The following is a 22,645-nucleotide window of genomic DNA, read 5'->3' as shown; positions in this document are numbered from 1 at the left end:
TGCGTTATCAATTGCCCCCGCGTCGAATCAGCATGAAGCATCTGTTCCCCAGCACCGCCCTCGCTCTATTCATTGGTCTCGGCTTCGCGTCGATGTCGACCAATACGTTCGCAGCCAACAGCTGGGACAATCTTCAACCTGATCGCGATGAGGTGATTGCCAGCCTTAACGTCGTCGAGTTGCTCAAGCGCCATCACTACAGCAAGCCGCCGCTGGACGACGCTCGCTCAGTGATCATCTACGACAGCTACCTCAAGCTGCTGGACCCGTCGCGCAGCTACTTCCTGGCCAGCGATATCGCTGAGTTCGACAAGTGGAAGACCCAGTTCGACGACTTCCTCAAGAGCGGCGACCTGCAGCCCGCGTTCACCATCTACAAGCGTTACCTGGACCGCGTCAAAGCGCGTCTGGACTTCGCCCTGGGTGAGCTGGACAAAGGCGTCGACAAGCTCGACTTCACCCAGAAGGAAAACCTTCTGGTGGACCGCAAGGACGCACCTTGGCTGACCAGCACCGCCGCGCTTGACGACCTGTGGCGCAAACGCGTCAAGGACGAAGTGCTGCGCCTGAAGATCGCCGGCAAAGAGCCCAAGGCCATCCAGGAGCTGTTGACCAAGCGCTACAAGAATCAGTTGGCGCGCCTGGACCAGACCCGTGCCGAAGATATCTTCCAGGCCTACATCAACACCTTCGCGATGTCCTACGACCCGCACACCAATTATCTGTCGCCAGATAACGCGGAAAATTTTGATATCAACATGAGTCTATCGCTGGAAGGCATCGGTGCCGTCCTGCAAAGCGACAATGATCAGGTCAAGATCGTGCGCCTGGTACCGGCAGGCCCGGCCGACAAGACCAAGCAGGTCGCTCCGGCCGACAAGATCATCGGCGTGGCCCAGGGCGACAAAGAGATGGTCGACGTGGTCGGTTGGCGCCTGGACGAAGTGGTCAAGCTGATCCGTGGGCCGAAAGGCAGCGTGGTGCGCCTGGAAGTGATTCCGCACACCAATGCACCGAACGACCAGACCAGCAAGATCGTGTCCATCACCCGTGAAGCGGTGAAGCTCGAAGACCAGGCTGTGCAAAAGAAAATCCTCAACCTCAAGCAGGATGGCAAGGACTACAAGCTGGGCGTGATTGAGATCCCGGCCTTCTACCTGGACTTCAAGGCCTTCCGTGCCGGCGATCCGGACTACAAATCCACCACCCGCGACGTGAAGAAAATCCTCACCGAACTGCAGAAGGAAAAAGTCGACGGCGTGGTCATCGACCTGCGCAACAACGGCGGCGGCTCCCTGCAGGAAGCCACCGAGCTGACCAGCTTGTTTATCGACAAGGGCCCGACCGTGTTGGTACGCAACGCGGATGGCCGTGTCGACGTGCTGGAAGACGAGAACCCGGGCGCCTTCTACAAAGGCCCGATGGCCTTGCTGGTCAACCGCCTCTCGGCCTCGGCCTCGGAGATTTTCGCCGGCGCCATGCAGGACTACCACCGCGCCTTGATCATCGGCGGCCAGACCTTCGGCAAAGGCACCGTGCAGACCATCCAGCCGCTGAACCATGGCGAGCTGAAACTGACGCTGGCCAAGTTCTACCGGGTTTCCGGGCAGAGCACCCAGCACCAGGGCGTACTGCCGGACATCGATTTCCCGTCGATCATCGACACCAAGGAAATCGGCGAAAGCGCCCTGCCGGAAGCCATGCCGTGGGACACCATCCGCCCGGCGATCAAGCCGGCGTCGGATCCGTTCAAGCCGTTCCTGACGCAGTTGAAGGCTGACCACGACACCCGCTCCGCCAAGGATGCCGAGTTCGTGTTCATCCGCGACAAGCTGGCCCTGGCCAAGAAGTTGATGGAAGAAAAAACCGTCAGCCTCAACGAAGTGGACCGTCGCGCGCAGCATGCCGACATCGAAAACAAGCAACTCGTACTGGAAAACATCCGCCGCAAGGCCAAGGGTGAGGATCCACTCAAGGAGCTGAAGAAAGAAGACGAAGATGCGCTGCCGACCGAAGCGGAAAAAACCAAGCCGGAAGACGACGCCTACCTGGCCGAGACCGGCCGGATCCTGCTGGACTACCTGAAGATCAGCAAGCAGGTGGCCAAGCAGTAAATGATGGCGATTTAATGTGATCGCTCCTTGGAGTGTCATCATATAGACATCATTCTGTCGTGAAATGAAGGACCGCAGGTTTCAAGCCTGCGGTCCTTTTTTTTCGATCGAGATCGCCATGACCATGACCGAACAGCTGAATGCATTGGGCTCTATCTTGGCTCAAGGCAGTTTGCACAGCCTGTTCCAACCGATCATCTGCCTGTCTGAACGGCGCATTCTCGGCTACGAAGCCCTCAGCCGCGGCCCGTCCAACAGCCCGCTGCACTCCCCCGTCGCCCTGTTCTCCGTGGCCAGCCAGGCCGGACGCCTGAGTGAACTGGAGATCGCCTGCCGCGAAAGCGCGTGCCGGCGCTTCAGCGAGCAGAAGCTACCGGGCAAGCTGTTCCTCAACGTCTCGCCTCAATCCCTGATGGAAACCGCGCACCAACCGGGACGCACCCTGCAACTGCTGCATGACTACGGCATTCCACCGAGCCAGGTGGTGATCGAACTCACCGAACAAACCCCCACCAACGATATCGACCTGTTGCAAACCGCCCTGCATCACTACCGCAACATGGGCTTCTCGATTGCCCTGGATGACCTGGGCGCCGGTTATTCCAGCCTGCGCTTGTGGTCGGAGCTGCGTCCGGATTACGTGAAGATTGACCGGCACTTTATCGACGGTATCCATCAGGATGCGCTCAAGCGCGAGTTTGTCGGCTCCATCCTGCAGATCGCCAAGGCGTCGCGCGCCCAGGTGATTGCCGAAGGCATTGAGTTGCACGAGGAGTTGGCGGTGCTGACGGAAATGGGTGTGGACCTGGTCCAGGGCTACCTGCTCTGCCGACCGCAGGAGCAACCGCCGCAGGAAGCCCGCCTCATGCTGCCCAAGCCCGACAGTTCCAATGTGGCACTGAACGATGAAGGCAGCGACCTCAGCGCCCTGCTGAGCGAACAGCCGGCGGTGGACCAGGACACCGCCACCGCCCAGGTACTCGAAGCGTTCCGCCGCCAGGCCAACCTCAATTCCCTGGCGGTGCTGGACGGGCGTGGGCACCCGATCGGTATCGTGCACCGGCATTCGCTGTCGGATGCGCTGCTCAAGCCGTTCGCCACCGACCTGTTTGCACGCAAGCCCATCAGCCGCTTGATGAGCACCGACTTCCTGGCGGTGGAGTTGAGCCAGTCGCTGCAACAGGTCAGCCGCCTGCTCACCAGCCGTGCGCGGCAACGTATCGAAGAAGACTTCATCATCACCCTCAATGGCGATTACCTGGGTCTGGGCCGGGTGATCGATGTGCTCAAGCTGATCACCGAACGGAAAATCCAGCAGGCGCGCTACGCCAATCCACTGACTCTGCTACCCGGCAACGTGCCGATCCAGCAGTGCCTCACACGTCTTCTGCAACAGCAGCGCGAGTCGGTGATCTGCTACGTGGATATCGACAGTTTCAAGCCGTTCAACGACATCTACGGCTATGGGCGTGGGGATGAGGTGTTGCTGTGCCTGGCGCAGTGCCTGAACGACCGCGTCGATCCCAGCCGCGACTTTGTCGGGCATATCGGCGGTGATGACTTTTTGCTGGTGCTCGGCCCGCAGGACTGGCGCAAGCGGCTCAACCAGCTGCTGGATGACTTCCACACCCAATGCCGGCGCTTCTACCGCGCCGAGCATCTGGAGGCCGGCTGTTTCGTGGCGTTGAACCGCCAGGGCGTGCGCCAGGAGTTTGCACTGCTGTCGCTGTCCATCGGGGTGGTGCATTTGTATCCACAGGCCTGTGGACAACTCGATGCCAGCCAGTTGGCGGAGTTGGCGTCGCAAGCCAAACACCATGCCAAGGATATGGCCGGCTACAGCATCCATGTGATCGACAGCATGGACGCACTGCCCCAGGCGCTTTAAGCCTCGGCGGACTCGGGATACTCGTATTCAAACACGCGCACCACTTCCGAAGCGTGCCAGGAGGCGGCGGCCACGCCATCGGACGGCCCGCTGAAACGCCCCAGGCGCTCTACGCACTCGAAGAAACCGGTACGCGGCAAACGGCTGGCACCCTGGCTGATCACCAGCGAGCTGCGCAATGGCTGCTCGGCCTTGGCGTCCAGCGCTGCCAGGTGTTCCAGGGCAGCGGCCAGGGTTTGCATGGCCGGAGTGGGAAATTGCAGGCGCTCCAACAGCGCGCGGTAGGTCAGCAAATGGCGCTGGCGGCGCGCCTGGTCCAGTTCGTTGAGTAACCCATCCCAGTGTTGACGGCTGATACGTAGGCTCAAGATTCATCCCTCCAACCTGCAACGCCCAATTCCCAGGCCAGGCTGCGGCGGATCGCGGCATCCGGCTGGCGTTCACCACTTTCAATCAATCCAAGATATGACGGGCTGATGCCCACGGTGCGGGCCAGGGTCTCGATCGCCAGGCCTTTGGCTTCGCGCAAGCCGCGCAGGTCGGCGAGCAGGCGCAGATCCTGCGCAGGGGCGGCTTGGGCAGTCGATACGGAAGGAGGTGGCGTAGGCTGTTGCTGACCGGCCGCTTTTAGCAACGCCTGGTACTGATCCCATGGCAACACCGCGTATTCGGGTTCGCCATTGCGTGAAATTATCTGAATATCCATGACTGCCCCGTAGGATAGCTGCACTTACTAAGTAAGCTCTTTCCTTAGGAGTGTAATCCTAACAGCCACAAAGGTCGCAGGGGATAGCCAGGTCATGGGTTTTTTTGCGGGTTTTCCTGGGCCAGCAGCGCGGGCGTCGCAGGCAGCCGCTCAACCACGGCGAGCTTTTCCGGACGCTGGGCGTCGCGCCAGGCGCGAAACGCGCTCAGTTCGCCGTCCAGGGTTTTCATGACCCATGCCAGCACGGCAATGTCGTCGAGCATGCCGAACATGGGGATAAAGTCGGGGATCGCATCAATCGGGCTGAGGAAATACATCAGCCCCGCCACCACCGAGATCAGCGCCTTGGGGCTGATGGCCCGGTACTCACCGCGCCAGTAAGCCAGGCACAGGGCCTGGAGCAACCTGAGATCATCCTTGAGCTTGCCCAGGCGATTGCCTTGGTTCGAGCCCTTGGCAGCGACCGCGAACAATAGCGTAGGCAAGCGCCCGCGACCCAGAAGGCGTGCGGCCATGGGCAGGAAACGGGTGAAATTGAACGGTGGTTTCATTCGTCACTCCAGTTCCATATGACATAAAAGGTTATCCACACAAATTGTGGATAACCTTGTGAACAGAGCCTGTTTTCCGGGCTGAAAGCCACGTAGTACAAGGCTTGCAGTCAGATCGGGCGTTTTTTGCGCACTGAAAAAAAACCCAAGATTTCATTGACTTGGCGTTGATGTGCGGCTACCCGTACTCGAGTCTTATATCAGACTGTTGCAGGTTGCAGACGTTCGTTTGAATTCGCCAGGCTCTGATGTGGGAGAGGGCTTGCTGACCACAGAAACAACAACGCCCCGTCGAGACGGGGCGTTGTATGTTCAGGCGCCGATTACTTCTTGGCGGCTGGTGCAGCAGGCGCGTCAGCCTTGGCTGGGTCCTTGATGGCCAGCAGTTCCAGGTCGAAGACCAGCACGGAGTTGGCTGGAATCGCCGGGCTCGGGCTCTGTGCGCCGTAGGCCAGGTCGGAAGGAATGTACAACTCGACCTTCTCGCCCACGTGCATCAGTTGCAGGCCTTCGACCCAACCCGGGATCACACCGCTGACCGGCAGGTCAATCGGGCTGCCGCGATCCACGGAGCTGTCAAAGGTGGTGCCGTTGGTGAGCTTGCCGGTGTAGTGAACAGTCACCACGTCGGTCGGCTTGGGCTGGGCGCCATCGCCCTTCTTCACGATCTTGTACTGCAGACCGGAAGCGGTGGTGACGACGCCGTCTTTCTTGGCGTTATCTTCGAGGAATTTCTTGCCGGCGGCTGCCGACTCTTCGCTCATCTTGGTCATGCGTTCTTCAGCACGCTTCTGCAGTGCGGCAAACGCTTCAACCAGTTCGTCGTCTTTGAGCTTCTGCTCTTTTTTGCCGACCGCATCTTCGATGCCCTGGGCTACCGCTTTGGAATCCAGGTCATCCATGCCTTCTTGGGCAAGGCTCTTGCCCATGTTCAGGCCGATACCGTAGGAAGCTTTCTGCGCCGGGGTTTTCAGCTCTACGCTGGTCTGCGAATCACAACCCGCAAGTACCAGGCTAACCAGGGCCACCGCCGCCGCCAACCGATGCTGTTTCATGCTATTTCCTTGTTCATGCGCCAAAAGGGCATTCGAATAAAGTCGCGAGCTTATCAGGCGGCCACGACCAATGGCTACCGGCATGTGAGCAGGAAACTTCCGATAAGTTCACGTGTTTAAAAGCATTTTCATTCATGATGCAGGGCCGCGATGCATCGTGGAGCCACCTACTACCAGGCTCATGGCCACTTGCCGCCCTTGTGGCGTAGTGGCATAACAACGCGACCACTCGACAAGGCCGAGACAAGGATAGCCATCTTGCGCATTTTTTCCCGTGTTTTACTCCTGATATTCGCCCTGTTGGCCCTGGTGCTGGCCGTGGTGCTCTATTACACCATCAACCCCAAGCTGCCGGACTACGTGCCTGTGGAGCAGGTCCACTACCAGGACCAATGGAGTGCCGCCGACCGCCAGACCTATTACTTCACGCCCCAGGGCACGCAAGTGAAAGGCCTGCACTACGACTGGTTCACCGCCCTCGAACTGCCGTTTTCCGAGCGACGTTTTGCCACGCCCGACTACCTGGCGCGCTTCGGTTTCCTGGTCGACCCCAGGCAGGTGCCCACCGTGCAAAACCCCGGCAACTTGCCCGTGGGTTTCGCCCGGCATAAAAACGCCGGCAGCAACGTTGAATACCTGGATATCACCTGCGCCGCCTGCCATACCGGCGAGCTGCACTTCAAAGGCCAGGCCCTGCGCATCGACGGCGGCTCGGCCCAGCATGTACTGCCCTCCAGCGTTCCGACCCTGCGCGGCGGCAGTTTCGGCCAGGCGTTGGTCGCCAGCCTCGCCGCCACCTACTACAACCCGTGGAAGTTCGAGCGTTTTGCCCGCCAAGTGCTCGGCGATCGCTACGACGCCGAACACAAACAACTGCGCCAGGACTTCAAGCAATCGCTGAACCAGTTCCTCAAGGTGGCCTGGAATGACACCCATCGCGGCCTCTACCCCACCGAGGAAGGCCCGGGCCGCACCGACGCGTTTGGCCGTATCGCCAACGCCAGCTTTGGCGATGCGATTTCCCCCGACAATTATCGCGTCGCCAACGCGCCGGTGGACTACCCGCAGTTGTGGGACATCTGGACTTTCGATTGGGTGCAATGGAACGGTTCGGCCCAGCAACCCATGGCGCGCAATATCGGTGAGGCCCTGGGTGTCGGCGCCACGCTGAGCTTTTTCGACGCCGCCGGCCAGCCACTCCAGGGCGATGCGCGTTACCCGTCCAGCGTCCGCGTGCGTGACCTCAACCTCATCGAAGAAACCCTGCAACGCCTCAAGCCGCCGACCTGGCCCGAGGAGCTGTTCGGCGCCATCGACAAGCCCCTCGCCGCCCAGGGCCGTGCACTGTTCGCGGAAAACTGCGCCGGCTGCCATGTGCCCAGCGTCACCCAGGAACACGGCCGCCCGGTGCAGGCGCTTAAAATGCTGCCGGTGGACTACATCGGCACCGACCCCGGTACTGCCAGCAACATTGCCGACCAACGCTACGACCTCAGCGCCCTGCAATGGGACCCGGCGGAACTGGCCACACTCAACGTCGAGCTGCACCCGACGCCGACCGAACCGCTGGACCTGAAAAAGATGTCCGTGGCCAAGGGACTCGCCTACGTCACCGCGTTTGTCGAAGAGCATGCCTACCGTGCCGCCGGCGTGACCCCGGCCGAGCGTCCGCGCCTGGATGGCTACGGCTTGCCCATCGGCGTGCGCGAGCTGCGGGCCTATAAGGCGCGGCCATTGGCTGGCGTATGGGCTACGCCGCCGTTCCTGCACAACGGTTCGGTGCCGACGATCTACCAATTGCTCTCGCCTCAGGACGAGCGCAGCACCACCTTCTATAAAGGCACCTTCAACTACGATCCGCGTCATCTGGGCTTCGAAACCGGTGCGTTCAAGAACGCCTTCCTGTTCGATACCAAAATCACCGGCAACCACAACAGCGGCCACGAATTCCGTGCCGGGCAACGTGGCAATGGCGTGATCGGCCGTTACCTGCAACCGCAGGAACGCTGGGCGCTGCTGGAATACCTCAAAGTGCTGGGCGGCCCGCTGGAGCAACAACTGCCATGATGATTCGATCCCCCTACGACCGACCTTCCCTGCTCGCCCGCCTGTGGCTGCGCATGGGTGCGTTTCTCGGCAAGACCTTAGTCTGGCTGGTGGGCCTCGGCCTGCTCGGCTGGCTGGCCGCCACCGCCTGGTATGCCTGGCAGCACAGCGGGCCGGTGTCGCCGAATGAGCAGGTTCCGCCCGGCGAAGCGGCGATGACCCAGGGCATCATCCAGACGGCGGTGCGCATCGTCGACCAGCACCGCGAAGGGACGCGCTACCTGCGCGACGCCCACGCCAAGGCCCATGGCTGCGTGAAGGCCGAAGTCAGCGTAATGGCCGACCTCGATCCGGCGCTGCGCCAGGGCGTGTTTGCCGAGCCGGGCAAGACCTGGCAGGCGCTGATGCGGCTGTCCAACGGCAACGCCTACCCGCAGTTCGACAGCATCCGCGATGCACGGGGCATGGCGCTCAAGCTGTTGGACGTGCCGGGCAAGCAACTGCTGGCCGACCAGCAGACCCGCACCGAACAGGACTTCGTGATGTTCAGCCACCCGAACTTCTTTGTCAGTGATGTCGCGGAGTACGCACAGAACATCGGCGCCCAGGCGGATGGCAAGAAAGTCCTGGCGTTCTTCCCCAAGGTCGACCCGCGTACCTGGCAGGTCCGTCACCTGTTCATCGCCCTCGCCACCCTGGCGCCGGCACCGGCGAGCCCGACACAGACCACGTACTTTTCGGTCTCGCCCTACAAGTTCGGCGCGGCCAACGCCAAGTTCCGCGTGGCCCCCGACCCACAGAGTTGCCCGGAATACGCACTGCCCAAACAGAATCAGGACCTGCCGAATTTCCTGCGCAGTGCCTTGAGCCAGCAGTTGTCTACCGATCGCGTGCCGGCGTGTTTCGTGCTGCAGATCCAGCGGCAGAACCCGCAGAAATTCATGCCCATCGAAGACACCAGCATCGAGTGGAAGGAAAGCGACGCGCCGTATGAGACGGTGGCCAAGGTGCGGATCCCGGCGCAGGACTTCGATACCCCCGAGCAGAACCTGGCGTGCGACAACCAGTCGTTCAACCCCTGGTTCGGCGTAGCAGAGCATCGCCCCATCGGCGGCATCAACCGCTTGCGCAAGGCGGTGTATGAAGCGGTCAGCGATTACCGCCACAGCCGCAACGCCCCGTAAAAAGTGCGTAACAATAGGCCCGCCCGCATAAGGATTGCGTCGGGTCTATTGAGCCGCTTTCGCCCCGCCTCTACCGTGAAGTCCTACTCCATCACCTGTAGGAAACCACCGTGGAAAGCTCAACCCTCGGCATGCTCGTACTCACCCTGATTGCAGTGTTCGGCACCGCGTCTTTTTGTTTCGAGCACTTGGCGACGCGTCAGACCCGCAAGAAAAAAACCGGCCAACGTTGACCTTCAGCCAAATCACTCGACCTCGGCAGCCTTGGCCAGTAACCATTGACGAAAACTGCGCGCAGCCGACGGCGGGTTGCGGTGGTGGGGTTGCATCAGATGCAGGCGGCCCCGGCTGTGCATGGTATGAGGCAAGGCCATTTGCAGGCGCCCGGACGCCAGATCGTCTTCCAGCAGACTCTTCCAGCCCAGTGCGACGCCGTGGCCCATCACCGCCGACTGCATCAGCAGTTGATAGCTGTTGGTCCGCAACGCGTGGCGCGGGGTGTAATAGTCGGCACCGGCATCGGTGAACCAATCGGCCCAGGTCAGCCAATCGTGGTAGTGGTCCTCCACGATCAGCAAGGTGTGGGCATGCAGCAAATGGTGTATATCGCGAATCGGGCCGTGGTGTTCGAGGTAGACCGGGCTGCACACGGTGATGACCTGCTCGCTGTCGAACACCGGCGAGAGCTCGAGGCCATGGGGCGCGGCCAGTTCATCCAGGTGATAGAACAGGCCCAGGTCATATTCACTGACGTCCAGATGGCTGGGGCTTTCGCTGCACAGGATGCGAATGTCCAGGTCCGGGTGTTCGCGCTGGAATTGCGGTAACAGGCCGGCGAGCCAGATCGTACTGATGGTGGGGGTGCTGGCCAGGGTCAACTGGCGGTCGGCGCCACGCCGACGCAACTCGGCGGACTCGCGATCGAGCTCGCGCAACAGACGCTGGATGGTACGGAAGTAACGCACACCGGCGGGCGTCAGGCTCAGGCCCTGGGCCAGTCGATAAAACAGCGGGCGGGCCAGGTCCTCTTCAAGGCGCTTGACCTGACGGCTGACCGCGCTCTGGGTCAGGTTCAGTTCATGGGCGGCCTGGGTAAAGCTCAAATGGCGGGCAGCCGCTTCGAACGTCTGCAAGCAGTTGAGCGGTGGAAGATCGACGTTTCGGCGCGACATGAACAGTTCCATTGGCAATGGCGAGCCCGAGTTGCCCCAGGCCCGCAGCGATCACGATGGCAAGCATCCTGCCAGTTGCCCGCTTACAGCGCGACCCTCGCCACGCGCTTGCTCCATTGCCGACGATGTTCCAACTGGCCCTGTTCCCAGGCGGTCTGCTCCGCTTCGATGTAGAACCACTCGGCATCGGCGTGCACGCTCAAATGGCTTTCCACCTCCACGGTCCACTGGTCACGGCCGACGCGGTAGTGCCATTCGATATCCGCCCGCGTCGACAGCGGGTCCCAAGGCAAGGTGCGATATTGCTCGGTGCAACGCTGGTCCACCGACAAGCCGTGATCGGTAAACCGTACCGCGCCCAGGTCGTCTTCGATCTTCACGCAGACTTCGCCACTGCCCACATCTTCGATCAGGGTGCGTTTCGGCGCAGCGGCGCGTAGGACTTCCATCGCCACCGGCGTCGCCGATTGCGGCGCCTCGAACGGGCAGTCCACCGCCGCACCGATGAACACCGGCAGTTGCAGGCTTTGCAGGGCCGGCAGCAAGGTCAACGTCGTGAGCTCGCGACTCGGCCACAGCAAGGGGAAGCTCGCAGTGCTCAGGGCCAGGCGCAGACGGTAACCGGCCGGCAGGCGCATGCCGATGTGATCGAGGTTTAGATGCACATCCATCGGTTCATCCGGGACTACAGGTGTTACGCGGGAGAAGTCTTCACGCAGCGTGAGATTAAGCACGCCATAACTGATCTGCGTCACCTGCCCGTCCGGTGCCACGGCATTCAGCCGGGCGACCAATTGGCCGCAGGCCGTGTCACTCGCCAGGCGCAGCTTGAGGCGAGCATCGCCCAGCAACGCCAATGGCTCGGTCAGCGGTTGGGAATCGAAGCACAGCGAGTGGGCGTCATCACGGCGCTGATCCGTCGGGCCGTCCGGGCCAAACCAGATGGCGCAGTATTCGCCCTGGTGCAGGCCCGTGGTCAGCGGCGAGCAAATGCTGCGCGTCGTGACCAAAGGCTGTGCTCCAGGATTCAGGCCATGTTCGCCCAGGCTGAAATCGGTCCATTGCACCTGAGGGTCCGGCCAGCCGGCGGTCTGTACCCAGACGCCCGGCCGTTCGGCATAACTGCCCTTCGGCGGCAGAATATCCTGTAGGTAAAAGGTGCACGCCGCGTCATCCATCACGCCGTTATCCACACCTTTGAGCCAGTGATCCCACCAACGCTTGGCCTCCTGCAGAAAGCCGATGGCCGGATTGGGCACCGCGAAATGCGGGTATTTATGAATCCACGGGCCGAGCATGGCCTTCTTCGGCCCCGGCAGGTTTTCCATCAGGCGCGACACGGTATTGCGGTAGGCATCGCCCCAGCCGCCCACCGCATACACCGCAGCCTTGATTTGCGCATAGCCCTCGCACACCGAGCCATGGCGCCAGTAGTCATCGCGGGTCTGGTGCTGCAGCCAGGTTTCGGCGAGCAACGGCATGGCGTCCAGGCGTTGGTGCCAGAGGCTTTTCCAGTCCTCGACCAACAGCGGATCGGGCACCGCCGCGCTGAAGTTGAGCATGGTGGCGGCCCAACCGAAGTTCTCCATCAGCAGGTTGCCGCCCTTGTAGTGGATGTCGTCGGCAAAGCGGTCATCGGTGGAACACAGCGTGATGATCGCCTTCAGCGCCTCGGGTTGGCGTGCCGCGACTTGCAGGCCGTTGAAGCCGCCCCAGGAGATGCCCATCATGCCGACGTTGCCATCGCACCAAGGCTGCCGGCACAGCCAATCGATCACTTCAAGGGCGTCTTCCTGTTCCTGCAACAGATATTCATCGGCCATCAGGCCCTGGGACTCACCATTGCCGCGCATATCGACGCGTACACACACATAGCCCTGCCCCGCCATCCACGGGTGGGTCAACGCATCACGCACGGCGGTGCCATCGCGCTTGCGATATGGCAGGTATTCCAGGATCGCCGGGAAGGTCTGCGGGTCGGCGACTTCCGGCAGCCAGATGCGTGCGGCCAGTTGGGTGCCGTCCCTCAAGGGGATCAGGCAGTGCTCGATTTCGCGCACGGTGTAAGCAAATTCAGTAACGATTTCCATCAGTAACTCCAACAGCAGTTCAGTCGATCAGCGGGCGAAATCGGGCACAGGGCTGGCGCCACGCAGTTCCGTTTCAGGTGTCCGCTGAAGGCGTTTCACGTCCAGCAAGGCGGGGTTTTTCAACCAGAAGATCAGCGAGGTACTGGCCAGCAACACCAGGATCATGCCCGGCAAACCGCCGAGGTTAGAGAGCATCTTCACCCCGTCCACCCCGACAAACGCGACCATCACCCACGACACCGTCCCGATGATCAGGCCCCAGACAATCTTCAACAGTGGGTTGCCGTCGAGGTCGGAATCGGCAGTCACGCCCTTGCTGCACAGGTTGGCAATCACGTCGGTGCTGGAGTCTGCCGCGGTCACAAAGGAGATGAACGCCACGAACAGCAGGAACGCGATCATCAGGCCGCTGGCTGGCAGTTGCTGGAACATCTGGTACAGCACGTGTTCCACGCCCTGTTCGTTGAGCACACGGTTGAGGCTGCCGTCGCCCAGCGCATCGAAATACAGGCTGGTGCCGGAGAAGATGCAGATCCACACCGCCGTGAACAACGCCGGGTAGAGCATGTTGATGTGGATGAACTCGCGCACGGTATAGCCACGGCCGATCTTGCCGAGGAACAGCGCGCTCACCGGCGCCCAGGCAAACCACACCGACCAGTAGAACACCGTCCAACTGTGCGGCCAGGTGTCGCCACTGGCAGCACCGGTGAACAGGCTGCGGCTGAAGAAGGTGTCGAGGTAGACGCCGAGGGATTCGACGCCGAGGCTGAACATGTACAAGGTCGGCCCGCACAACAGCACGAACAGTCCCAGGGCCAGCATGATCCAGGTATTGAACGAAGACAGCATCACAATGCCTTTTTGCAAGCCACTGGCGGCCGAGGCGACAAAGGTGATGACGATGATTGCAATGATGATGGCCAGGCGGAACGGCGTGGTTTCACCGCCGATGTATTGGGCCAGGCCACCGGCCAGGGTCAGCGCGCCTGTGCCCAGGGACGAGGCCATACCGGCGACCAGGGCGAACATCGCCAGGGTGTCGATCAGCCCGGCATAGCGCCGAACACGCACTTCGCCGAGCAACGGCTCAAGCATGGCGCCGATGGAGAAACGGCTGCGGCGGTTGTAGAACACCAGGGCAAACACCAGCGAGGGCACCAGGTAGATCGCGTAGGGCGTGATGGTCCAGTGCAGGAACATCGTCGACATGGCAAAGCTCTTCGCCGCCGCGCTGCCGGGCTCAATCGGCAGGCTGGTGGGTGGGCCGTACAAGTGGTAGAGCGGTTCGGCGGTGGTCCAGAACAGCACACCCACCGCCAGCGTGGTGCACAACGCCACCATGAACCAGCGCCATTTGCTCAGCAAAGGCTGCGCATCTTCACCGCCGATACGCACCTTGCCCAGCGCGGAGAAGTAGACGATGGCGGTCAGCACCACCATGGCAAACGAGCCGGCGCTGAACAGCCAGGAAAAGTTTTTGAGGATCAGGTTGTTGAGCTGTTTGCTGATCGCCAGGAACGCATTCAGATCAATGTAGCTGGCGATCACCGCCGCCAGCAGGATCAGGAAAGTTGGCCAGAACACCAACGGACGCAGTGGATATTTCATCTAGAGCCATTCCCCTTGCAGACTATTTTTATGTTGGAGAGCGGGCACCGCAGCCTCCTGCTGCCGATGACTCGCCTGGAAGTCTTCGCGTGGCTATAGATAAACGTTTAAGCCGCAAGGGACGCAATCGACCAATGTGCATGGGGGTATTCCCTCACGTCATGACGCACCAGCACAGTTCAGGGCGAATAGGCAGTGCACAACGTCAAGGCAAGGGAGGTCAAATCGCGGACGAAAAAAAGCCCGCTCAATGAGCGGGCTTCCTGGGGTGACCTGGCGTTCAGTGTTCCAGGTGACCGAATATGGCGCAGCGGACGGGACTCGAACCCGCGACCCCCGGCGTGACAGGCCGGTATTCTAACCGACTGAACTACCGCTGCGCGTAACACATGAAGCGAATGGTGGGTGATGACGGGATCGAACCGCCGACATTCTGCTTGTAAGGCAGACGCTCTCCCAGCTGAGCTAATCACCCTTCGTTTCGGTGTGGCGCGCATTCTACGGAGCGACCTTAAGTCTGGCAAGCACTTTCTTAAATCTTTTTTTTGATAGCTTCCAATGGCTTAGGCAGGGTTGGCCTGGGACGTTATCAAGAGAATAATGCCCCCCTTTGTATAAAGGAGAGACTCACCCCATGTGGTTCAAGAACCTGCTTATCTATCGCCTGACCCAAGATCTGCCTGTTGATGCCGAGGCGTTGGAAGCGGCCATGGCCACCAAGCTGGCGCGCCCTTGTGCCAGCCAGGAGTTGACCACTTACGGTTTCGTCGCGCCGTTTGGTAAAGGTGAAGACGCTCCCCTGGTTCACGTCAGCGGCGACTTCCTGCTGATCGCCGCGCGCAAGGAAGAACGTATCCTGCCGGGCAGCGTGGTGCGTGACGCACTTAAAGAGAAAGTCGAAGAGATCGAGGCCGAGCAAATGCGCAAGGTCTACAAGAAGGAACGCGACCAGATCAAGGATGAAATCATCCAGGCCTTCCTGCCCCGCGCCTTCATCCGTCGTTCGTCGACCTTCGCCGCCATCGCGCCAAAGCAGGGCCTGATCCTGGTCAACTCCGCCAGCCCGAAACGCGCCGAAGACCTGCTGTCGACCCTGCGTGAAGTGATCGGCACCCTGCCGGTGCGTCCGCTGACCGTGAAGACAGCACCGACGGCGATCATGACCGACTGGGTCACCACCCAGAAGCCGGCCGATGACTTCTTCGTCCTCGACGAGTGCGAACTGCGCGACACCCACGAAGACGGCGGCATCGTGCGCTGCAAGCGCCAGGACCTGACTAGCGAAGAGATCCAGCTGCACCTGACCACCGGCAAAGTCGTGACCCAACTGTCCCTGGCCTGGCAGGACAAGCTGTCCTTCATGCTCGACGACAAGATGACTGTCAAGCGCCTGAAGTTCGAAGACCTGCTGCAAGACCAGGCGGAACAGGACGGCGGTGAAGAAGCCCTGGGCCAGCTGGACGCAAGCTTTACCCTGATGATGCTGACGTTCGGCGACTTCCTGCCGGCGCTGGTTGAAGCACTGGGTGGTGAAGAGACCCCGCAGGGTATCTAAACCGTGTGAAATTCAAAATGTGGGAGGGGGCTTGCCCCCGATAGCATTCTGTCAGTTAAAACACCTATGACTGACAGACTGCAATCGGGGCAAGCCCCCTCCCACATTTCATCGAATCCAACAAAAAAGGACATCCCATGCGCGCTCTCGCCGCCTTGAGCCGCTTCGTCGGCAATACCTTCGCCTATTGGGTGTTGATTTTCGCCGTCGTCGCTTTCCTCGAACCTGGTTGGTTCATCGGCCTGAAAAGCGCCATCGTCCCTCTGCTGGGCCTGGTGATGTTCGGCATGGGGCTGACCCTCAAACTCGATGACTTCGCCGAGGTCGCCCGCCATCCCTGGCGCGTCGCCCTGGGCGTGGTCGCGCACTTTGTGATCATGCCGGGTGTGGCATGGCTGCTGTGCCAGGCCTTCCACCTGCCACCGGAAATTGCCGTCGGCGTGATCCTCGTCGGTTGCTGCCCAAGCGGCACATCGTCCAACGTAATGACCTGGCTGGCCCGTGGCGACCTGGCGTTGTCGGTGGCCATCGCCGCCGTCACCACCCTCCTCGCCCCACTGCTGACGCCAGCATTGATCTGGCTGCTGGCGTCGGCCTGGCTGCCGGTGTCGTTCATGGAGTTGTTCTGGTCGATCCTGCAAGTGGTGCTGCTGCCGATCGTGCTCGGCGTACTGGCGCAACGCGTGCTCGGTGAGAGGGTCCGCCATGCGGTCGACGTGCTGCCACTGGTGTCGGTGGTGAGCATCGTGATCATCGTCGCGGCGGTGGTTGCCGCCAGCCAGGCGAAGATCGCCGAGTCGGGCCTGCTGATCATGGCGGTGGTGATGCTGCACAACAGCTTCGGTTACCTGCTGGGTTACTTCACCGGCCGTGTGTTCAAGTTGCCGTTGGCACAGCGCAAGTCGCTGGCGCTGGAAGTGGGCATGCAGAACTCCGGGCTGGGCGCCGCGCTGGCCAGTGCGCATTTTTCGCCGTTGGCGGCCGTGCCCAGTGCACTGTTCAGCGTCTGGCACAATATTTCCGGGGCGTTGCTGTCGACCTACTTCCGCCGCATGAGCGAAAAGGAAGACCGTCGCGTGCTGGAGAACACGCCGCAAACTTGATCAGCCGGGCACTTTTCGGCACTCTACCGAGCTTCGCGGGGACGACCCTGCGACGCTCCATAGCGCAGAATCCGGGGACGACCCCATCTATAGAAGGGGAATCACCATGTCCTGGATCATTCTGTTCTTTGCCGGGTTGTTCGAAGTCGGCTGGGCCGTCGGCCTGAAGTACACCGACGGTTTCAGCAAGCCGTTGCCCACCGCCCTGACGATTGCCGCCATGGCCATCAGCCTCGGCCTACTAGGGCTGGCCATGAAGGAACTGCCGCTGGGCACCGCCTATGCGATCTGGACCGGTGTGGGTGCCGTGGGCACTGTGATTGCGGGGATTATCCTGTTTGGTGAGTCCATGGCGTTGTTCCGCTTGGCCAGTGTGGCGTTGATCATCTGCGGGCTTATCGGCCTCAAGCTCAGCACCTGAGCCACTACCGCAATCGGGGGCAAGCCCCCTCCCACATGTTGACTGTGTTCACACATCAAAGGTGGGAGGGGGCTTGCCCCCGATAGGGCCGGTACAGCCAAAACCAAAACTACCTGACACTCCCCCGCAACCCGCCTACCACTTCCTGCAACCTCGCAGGCGTCGGCCCCTCCACCGGCTCCCCCGCCACCAACACCACTCGCGACCAGATCCGATGAAAGAAGCCCTTGTTCGGATCGCGGCTGAAAAAACTCCCCCACAACCCCTGCAACGCCATCGGAATCACCGGCACCACCGTCTCTTCCAGGATGCGCGTCACGCCACCGCGGAATTCGTTCATCTCGCCATCGGCCGTCAACTTGCCCTCCGGGAAGATGCACACCAATTCCCCTTCCTTCAGGTACTGCGCAATCCGCGTGAAGGCCTTTTCGTAGATCTGGATATCTTCGTGACGCCCCGCAATCGGAATCGCCCCGGCGGTACGAAAGATAAAGTTGAGCACCGGCAAGCGGTAGATCTTGTAGTACATGACAAAGCGAATCGGCCGACGCACCGCGCCGCCAATCAACAGCGCATCGACGAACGACACATGGTTGCACACCAGCAACGCCGCGCCTTCATCCGGAATCGCCTCCAGGTTGCGATGCTCCACACGGTACATGGAATGACTGAGCAGCCAGATCATGAAACGCATGGTGAACTCGGGGACGATCTTGAAGATGTAGGCGTTGACCGCGATGTTGAGCAACGACACCACCAGGAACAGCTCGGGAATCGACAGCTTGGCCACGCTGAGCAGCAGGATCGACACGATTGCCGAAACCACCATGAACAGCGCATTGAGAATGTTGTTGGCCGCGATGACGCGCGCGCGTTCGTTCTCGGCGGTGCGCGACTGGATCAGCGCATACAGCGGCACGATATAGAAGCCGCCGAACACGCCCAAACCGAGGATATCGAACAACACCCACCAGGCCTGGCCGTAGCTGAGCACGGCGAGCCAGTCGTTGGCCTGCACGTTCTGCGGGAAGCCGCCGGAGTGCCACCACAGCAACAGGCCGAACACCGTCAGGCCGAATGAACCGAACGGCACCAGGCCGATTTCCACCTTGCGCCCGGAAAGCTTTTCGCAAAGCATCGAGCCCAGTGCGATGCCGACAGAGAACACCGTCAGGATCAGCGTCACCACGGTCTCGTCGCCGTACAACCATTCCTTGGCGTAGGCCGGGATCTGCGTCAGGTAGATCGCACCGATAAACCAGAACCACGAGTTGCCGACAATGGAACGCGAAACGGCCGGCGTCTGCCCCAGGCCCAGGCGCAGGGTGGCCCAGGATTCGCTGAAAATGTTCCAGTTCAGGCGCAACCCCGGGGTCGACGCCGCCGCCCGGGGAATACTGCGACTGGCCAGGTAACCCAACACCGCCACGCCGACAATCGCCGCTGCCACCACCGGCGCATAATGGGTGGACGACATCATGATCCCGGCGCCAATGGTGCCGGCCAGGATCGCCAGGAACGTGCCCATTTCCACCAGGCCGTTGCCGCCCACCAGCTCATCTTCATGCAGGGCCTGGGGCATGATCGAGTACTTCACCGGCCCGAACAGCGCCGAGTGGGTCCCCATGGCAAACAGTGCCAGCAGCATCAATTCCAGGTGATTGAACAGGAAACCGGTGGCGCCCACGGCCATGATCACGATCTCGCCGATCTTGATCGCGCGGATCAACGCATCCTTGTTGAATTTCTCGCCAAACTGCCCGGCCAGCGCCGAGAACAGGAAGAACGGCAGGATAAACAGCAAGGCGCAAAGGTTGACCCAGATGGAACGGTCGCCGTCGATGGTGAGCTTGTAGAGAATGGCGAGGATCAGCGATTGCTTGAAGATGTTGTCGTTGAACGCGCCCAGCAACTGGGTGATGAAAAACGGCAGGAAACGCCGTGTGCGCAGCAAGGTGAATTGCGAGGGGTGGCTCATCGTCCGTGTTCCTGCGTGGCCTAATAGTTATCAGGCCACGACTTTACCTAACTCCGCTTACTTATTCCCTAGTCCCGCAATGCACGGCGAAACAAAAAGCTCACCTTTATAGGCACCCTGCACCGTGCGCTTGGCGACGATCAGCCACATCAGCGCCAGCGCCATCACCAGCACACTGCCGAAGACGCTGAAGAAACCCAGGTGCAACAGGCTCGCCAACTTCAACGTGGCCAGCGCGTACACCCCCAACGGAAAGGTGAAGCCCCACCAGCCCAGGTTGAACGGGATGCCTGCGCGCAGATAACGCAGGGTGATCAACACTGCGATCAGCATCCACCACAGGCCGAAGCCCCACAGGGTAATACCGGCCACCAGCCCCAGGCCGTTGGCCATTTCACCCACGCCCGGCAAGCCGTTGGCCGCGAAGATCGCCGGCGCATCGCCCCCCAGCAGCAGCATGCCCAGCGCACCGGTGCCGATGGGCCCCAGGGCCAGCCAACTCGACGCGGCCATATTGGCATGGGGCAGTTTATGCAAGGCCATGCGCAGCATCAGGATGGTCAGGATGCTGAACGCCACCGGCAGCGAAAACGCCCACAGCACGTAGCTGGTCACCAGCATCACCAGTTGCGAATGCGCATCTGCCAAGTGCGGCGCCAGCAGGCCACCGCTGGCGGCAGCGACTTCGGCGGCAACCACGGGCAGCAGCCACACGGCGGTCATCTGGTCGATGCTGTGTTCCTGGCGGGTAAACATCATGAACGGGATGAGTACGCCACAGGCCATGGCCATGGCCACGTCCAGCCACCACAAGGCCTCGGCCAGCGGTATCACGTCGCTGCCCCAACGCGGCAAGCCGAACAGCAGCAAACCATTGAGAATCGTCGCAAGGCCCATGGGAATCGTGCCGAAGAACATCGACACCGTGGAGTGCCCGAAAATCCGCCGCGCCTCGTGGAAGAACATTACCCAACGGGCCGCATACAGCACGCTGAACAACACGAACAGGCCGATGGTGAACAACCACAGCGCTTCGGCGATGGCGTGCAAACCTGGCAGGTTGACCGGCAGTTGCGCCAGAGCCAGCGCCAGTACGCCGGTGCCCATGGTCGCGGCAAACCAGTTGGGGGTGAACTGGCGAATCACTTCCCGTGGACGGGCCAAGTGACTGAAGGGTTTGTAGCTGAGGGTATTCGTGCAGGGCATGATGGCGTGCCTCTTTCTCGTATGAGGTTGAGGCCATCATAGAACCTGATCGAATATCTATATAACGGGTAATATCTCTAACTGTTATCTGTTTTACCAATATATGCGCAGTAACCATTACCGTCAGCTGTCCGTGGTCACCCGCACCCGCGCTGAATCCTGCCACAACAATGCGACGAGTGCGCCGAGCGCCAGCAGGATGAGGACCGCGCCGTAGCCGTCGGTGGTGGCGATCAGGCCAAAGCTGCGAATCAGGTTGCCTGCCAGCAATGAAGGCAAACAGAACGCCAGGTAGCTGAGCACATAAAACGCCGACATCAGCCCCGCACGTTCATGGGGCAAGGCCAGTGGCACCACACTGCGCAAGGCGCCGAGAAAACCCGCACCAAAGCCGCTGCCGGCGATCAGGGTAGCGATGAAGAACAGTGCCAGGCTGGCGCTGTGCACGGCGGTGAGGATCAGCGTCACGCCGATGGCGAGCAAGCCGGCGCCCAGACGCAGCACCTTGTCGGCCGCACGATTGCGCAGGGTAAAGATCATCAGTGCGCCGCTCAGGGTCAGCACGGCCACCAGGCCGCCACCGATCAGGTTGGAAGTGGAGCCGGTGGCCGCACGCACCAGCGATGGCGCAAGGGACAGGTAGAACCCGCCCATTGCCCAGACGGCGATATCCACCGGCAACGACAGCCACAATGCCCGGCGCGCCTGGGGCGGTACGTGCAACGTCGGGCGCAGCGACGCCAGCGCGCCGGGGATGCGGCTCACGGTCTCCGGCAAACGCCATACGTAGAGGGCCTGCAACAGCATCAAGGCCAGCAGCGCCCAGTAGATCAACTGGGTCGGCAACGGCGCGTACTCCACCAGCAGACTGCTACCCATCGCCCCGCAGGCCATGCCCAGAAGCGGCGCCACGCTGTTGACCAGCGGGCCCTGCTGGCGGTCGGTGTCGAGCAATGCCGCGCCCAGCACGGCGGTGGCCATGCCGGTGGCAAACCCTTGCAGGGTACGGGCGGCAATCAACCAGGTCACGCTGCCTTCATTGATAAACAGCAACATCGCCAACATATTCAGAAGCAGCGCAGCAAAAATCACCGGCTTGCGCCCCAGGTGGTCCGACAATGAGCCAACGGTCAGCAGTGCCGCCAGCAGGCTCAGGGCGTAGACCCCGAAGATCAGCGTGAGCATGCCTGCCGAAAAATGCAGGCCCTCCTGATACAGGTGATACAACGGCGTCGGCGCACTCGAAGCGGCCAGGAAGGTCAGCAAGGTGATCGCGAGGAACACCAGGCTGGAACGATGGGAAACAGGACTGGACATACGCACGCTCCGCTAAAGCTAATATTTTGCTTTTGCAGAGTGTGCTACCGGCCAGCGCTTAAAGCAAATTCTTTGTGTTAAGGTCACCAGCATGGCGATTAAAGAAGGCCTTCGCCCGGGGGGCCGCAGTGCCCGGGTCCAAGAATCAGTGCACAACGCGGTGCGCGAACTGCTGGAAACCCATGAGCGCTCCAGCGTCACCGTGCCGATGATTGCGGCGCGCGCGGGGGTTACGCCCTCCACCATCTACCGACGCTGGGGCGATCTGTCCGTGCTGTTGGCGGACGTGGCACTGGCACGCATGCGCCCCGACAGCGAGCCGGCCAACACCGGCAGCCTGCGCGGCGACCTGCAGGCCTGGGCCGAGCAGTACCTGGATGAAATGAGTTCGGAACCGGGTCGCAACATGATGCGCGACTTGCAGTGCTTGATCACGCCGGGGTACTGCGTGAGCATTCTGAGCGGGCAGTTCCAGGCGATTATCGAGCGCTATCCGGACGAGATGCCACCGAACGTGGACCATCTGATCAACCTGATCGCAGCGCCGACGGTGTTTCGCATTCTGTTCTCGAACGCGCCGCTGACGGTTGAAGAGCTGCACGGGCTGATCGAACTGGCACTGAAAGCCTGACATTACTCAAATACAAA

19 protein-coding genes and 2 tRNA genes are annotated in these 22,645 nt (G+C 61.1%); 9 read left to right on the top strand and 12 right to left on the bottom strand.

What is annotated here, in order from left to right; all coding sequences use genetic code 11:
* Positions 1-32: 32 nt before the first annotated feature.
* Positions 33-2,114 (top strand): carboxy terminal-processing peptidase, encoded by a 2,082-nt coding sequence (locus BM110_RS26710; RefSeq protein WP_170856108.1) that lies wholly within the window; start codon positions 33-35, stop codon positions 2,112-2,114.
* Positions 2,115-2,232: 118 nt separating this feature from the next.
* The gene (locus BM110_RS26705) at positions 2,233-4,002 is read left to right on the top strand and encodes a bifunctional diguanylate cyclase/phosphodiesterase (RefSeq protein ID WP_071492291.1); all 1,770 of its coding nucleotides are present in this window, start codon (positions 2,233-2,235) and stop codon (positions 4,000-4,002) included.
* Here the strand turns inward: BM110_RS26705 and BM110_RS26700 are convergent.
* From BM110_RS26700 to BM110_RS26685, 4 genes are all read right to left on the bottom strand, one after another.
* Positions 3,999-4,370 (bottom strand): hypothetical protein, encoded by a 372-nt coding sequence (locus BM110_RS26700; protein WP_005786715.1) that lies wholly within the window; start codon positions 4,368-4,370, stop codon positions 3,999-4,001. The two genes, BM110_RS26705 and BM110_RS26700, sit on opposite strands and share 4 nt — an antisense overlap.
* Positions 4,367-4,708, bottom strand: a complete 342-nt coding sequence (locus tag BM110_RS26695; RefSeq protein ID WP_093514451.1) for a helix-turn-helix domain-containing protein — start codon at positions 4,706-4,708, stop codon at positions 4,367-4,369. The genes BM110_RS26700 and BM110_RS26695 overlap by 4 nt, the downstream gene beginning before the upstream one ends.
* Positions 4,709-4,800: 92 nt before the next feature.
* The gene (locus tag BM110_RS26690) at positions 4,801-5,259 is read right to left on the bottom strand and encodes a YkvA family protein (RefSeq protein WP_093514450.1); all 459 of its coding nucleotides are present in this window, start codon (positions 5,257-5,259) and stop codon (positions 4,801-4,803) included.
* 323 nt (positions 5,260-5,582) lie between these two features.
* Positions 5,583-6,314, bottom strand: a complete 732-nt coding sequence (locus tag BM110_RS26685) for a BamJ family beta-barrel-assembly machinery protein (protein ID WP_071492256.1) — start codon at positions 6,312-6,314, stop codon at positions 5,583-5,585.
* 258 nt (positions 6,315-6,572) lie between these two features.
* Here BM110_RS26685 and BM110_RS26680 point away from each other — a divergent pair, with 258 nt between their 5' ends.
* From BM110_RS26680 to BM110_RS29955, 3 genes are all read left to right on the top strand, one after another.
* A complete protein-coding gene (locus tag BM110_RS26680) occupies positions 6,573-8,381 on the top strand; it encodes a di-heme-cytochrome C peroxidase (protein ID WP_093514449.1) in 1,809 nt (602 codons plus the stop codon).
* Positions 8,378-9,544: a catalase family protein gene (locus tag BM110_RS26675; protein ID WP_093122660.1), complete on the top strand. Its 1,167-nt coding sequence runs from the start codon at positions 8,378-8,380 to the stop codon at positions 9,542-9,544. The genes BM110_RS26680 and BM110_RS26675 overlap by 4 nt, the downstream gene beginning before the upstream one ends.
* Positions 9,545-9,654: 110 nt before the next feature.
* Positions 9,655-9,777, top strand: a complete 123-nt coding sequence (locus BM110_RS29955) for a hypothetical protein (RefSeq protein WP_256572963.1) — start codon at positions 9,655-9,657, stop codon at positions 9,775-9,777.
* 12 nt (positions 9,778-9,789) lie between these two features.
* Here the strand turns inward: BM110_RS29955 and BM110_RS26670 are convergent, their stop codons facing one another.
* The 5 genes from BM110_RS26670 to BM110_RS26650 all read right to left on the bottom strand — a co-directional run bounded on the left by BM110_RS26670 (position 9,790) and on the right by BM110_RS26650 (position 14,892).
* The gene (locus BM110_RS26670; protein ID WP_058427309.1) at positions 9,790-10,716 is read right to left on the bottom strand and encodes a LysR substrate-binding domain-containing protein; all 927 of its coding nucleotides are present in this window, start codon (positions 10,714-10,716) and stop codon (positions 9,790-9,792) included.
* An 83-nt stretch (positions 10,717-10,799) separates the two neighbouring features.
* Positions 10,800-12,806, bottom strand: a complete 2,007-nt coding sequence (locus tag BM110_RS26665) for a CocE/NonD family hydrolase (RefSeq protein WP_093514448.1) — start codon at positions 12,804-12,806, stop codon at positions 10,800-10,802.
* Between the two features lie 27 nt (positions 12,807-12,833).
* A complete protein-coding gene (locus BM110_RS26660) occupies positions 12,834-14,417 on the bottom strand; it encodes a BCCT family transporter (RefSeq protein ID WP_093514447.1) in 1,584 nt (527 codons plus the stop codon).
* 303 nt (positions 14,418-14,720) lie between these two features.
* Positions 14,721-14,797 (bottom strand) — tRNA-Asp (locus tag BM110_RS26655).
* A gap of 19 nt (positions 14,798-14,816) precedes the next feature.
* A tRNA-Val gene (locus BM110_RS26650) sits at positions 14,817-14,892 on the bottom strand.
* A gap of 159 nt (positions 14,893-15,051) precedes the next feature.
* On the opposite strand from BM110_RS26650, the gene rdgC reads away from it, so the two are divergent.
* The 3 genes from rdgC (at position 15,052) to sugE (ending at position 17,496) form a co-directional block, all read left to right on the top strand.
* Positions 15,052-15,972, top strand: a complete 921-nt coding sequence (rdgC, locus tag BM110_RS26645) for a recombination-associated protein RdgC (RefSeq protein WP_012723141.1) — start codon at positions 15,052-15,054, stop codon at positions 15,970-15,972.
* A gap of 137 nt (positions 15,973-16,109) precedes the next feature.
* Positions 16,110-17,075, top strand: coding sequence for a bile acid:sodium symporter family protein (locus tag BM110_RS26640; protein ID WP_071492251.1), 966 nt, complete (start codon positions 16,110-16,112; stop codon positions 17,073-17,075).
* A 106-nt stretch (positions 17,076-17,181) separates the two neighbouring features.
* Positions 17,182-17,496 (top strand): quaternary ammonium compound efflux SMR transporter SugE, encoded by a 315-nt coding sequence (gene sugE, locus BM110_RS26635; RefSeq protein ID WP_071492250.1) that lies wholly within the window; start codon positions 17,182-17,184, stop codon positions 17,494-17,496.
* Positions 17,497-17,605: 109 nt separating this feature from the next.
* Here the strand turns inward: sugE and BM110_RS26630 are convergent, their stop codons facing one another.
* From BM110_RS26630 to BM110_RS26620, 3 genes are all read right to left on the bottom strand, one after another.
* Positions 17,606-19,474 carry an MFS transporter gene (locus BM110_RS26630; RefSeq protein ID WP_092247978.1) on the bottom strand — a complete coding sequence of 623 codons (1,869 nt, stop codon included), beginning with the start codon at positions 19,472-19,474 and terminating at the stop codon, positions 17,606-17,608.
* Between the two features lie 57 nt (positions 19,475-19,531).
* Positions 19,532-20,680, bottom strand: a complete 1,149-nt coding sequence (locus BM110_RS26625; RefSeq protein ID WP_093514446.1) for a TDT family transporter — start codon at positions 20,678-20,680, stop codon at positions 19,532-19,534.
* A gap of 123 nt (positions 20,681-20,803) precedes the next feature.
* A complete protein-coding gene (locus BM110_RS26620; protein WP_093514445.1) occupies positions 20,804-21,997 on the bottom strand; it encodes an MFS transporter in 1,194 nt (397 codons plus the stop codon).
* Between the two features lie 91 nt (positions 21,998-22,088).
* Between BM110_RS26620 and BM110_RS26615 the strand changes: the two genes are divergently transcribed.
* Positions 22,089-22,628, top strand: coding sequence for a TetR/AcrR family transcriptional regulator (locus BM110_RS26615; RefSeq protein WP_092247969.1), 540 nt, complete (start codon positions 22,089-22,091; stop codon positions 22,626-22,628).
* Positions 22,629-22,645: the final 17 nt, after the last annotated feature.

Origin of the sequence: Pseudomonas sp. NFPP28 (assembly GCF_900115535.1) — a bacterium.
GTDB classification, from domain to species: domain Bacteria; phylum Pseudomonadota; class Gammaproteobacteria; order Pseudomonadales; family Pseudomonadaceae; genus Aquipseudomonas; species Aquipseudomonas extremorientalis.
Note: the sequence above shows the minus strand (reverse complement) of the source record. Positions and strands in the feature narration are given on the sequence as shown.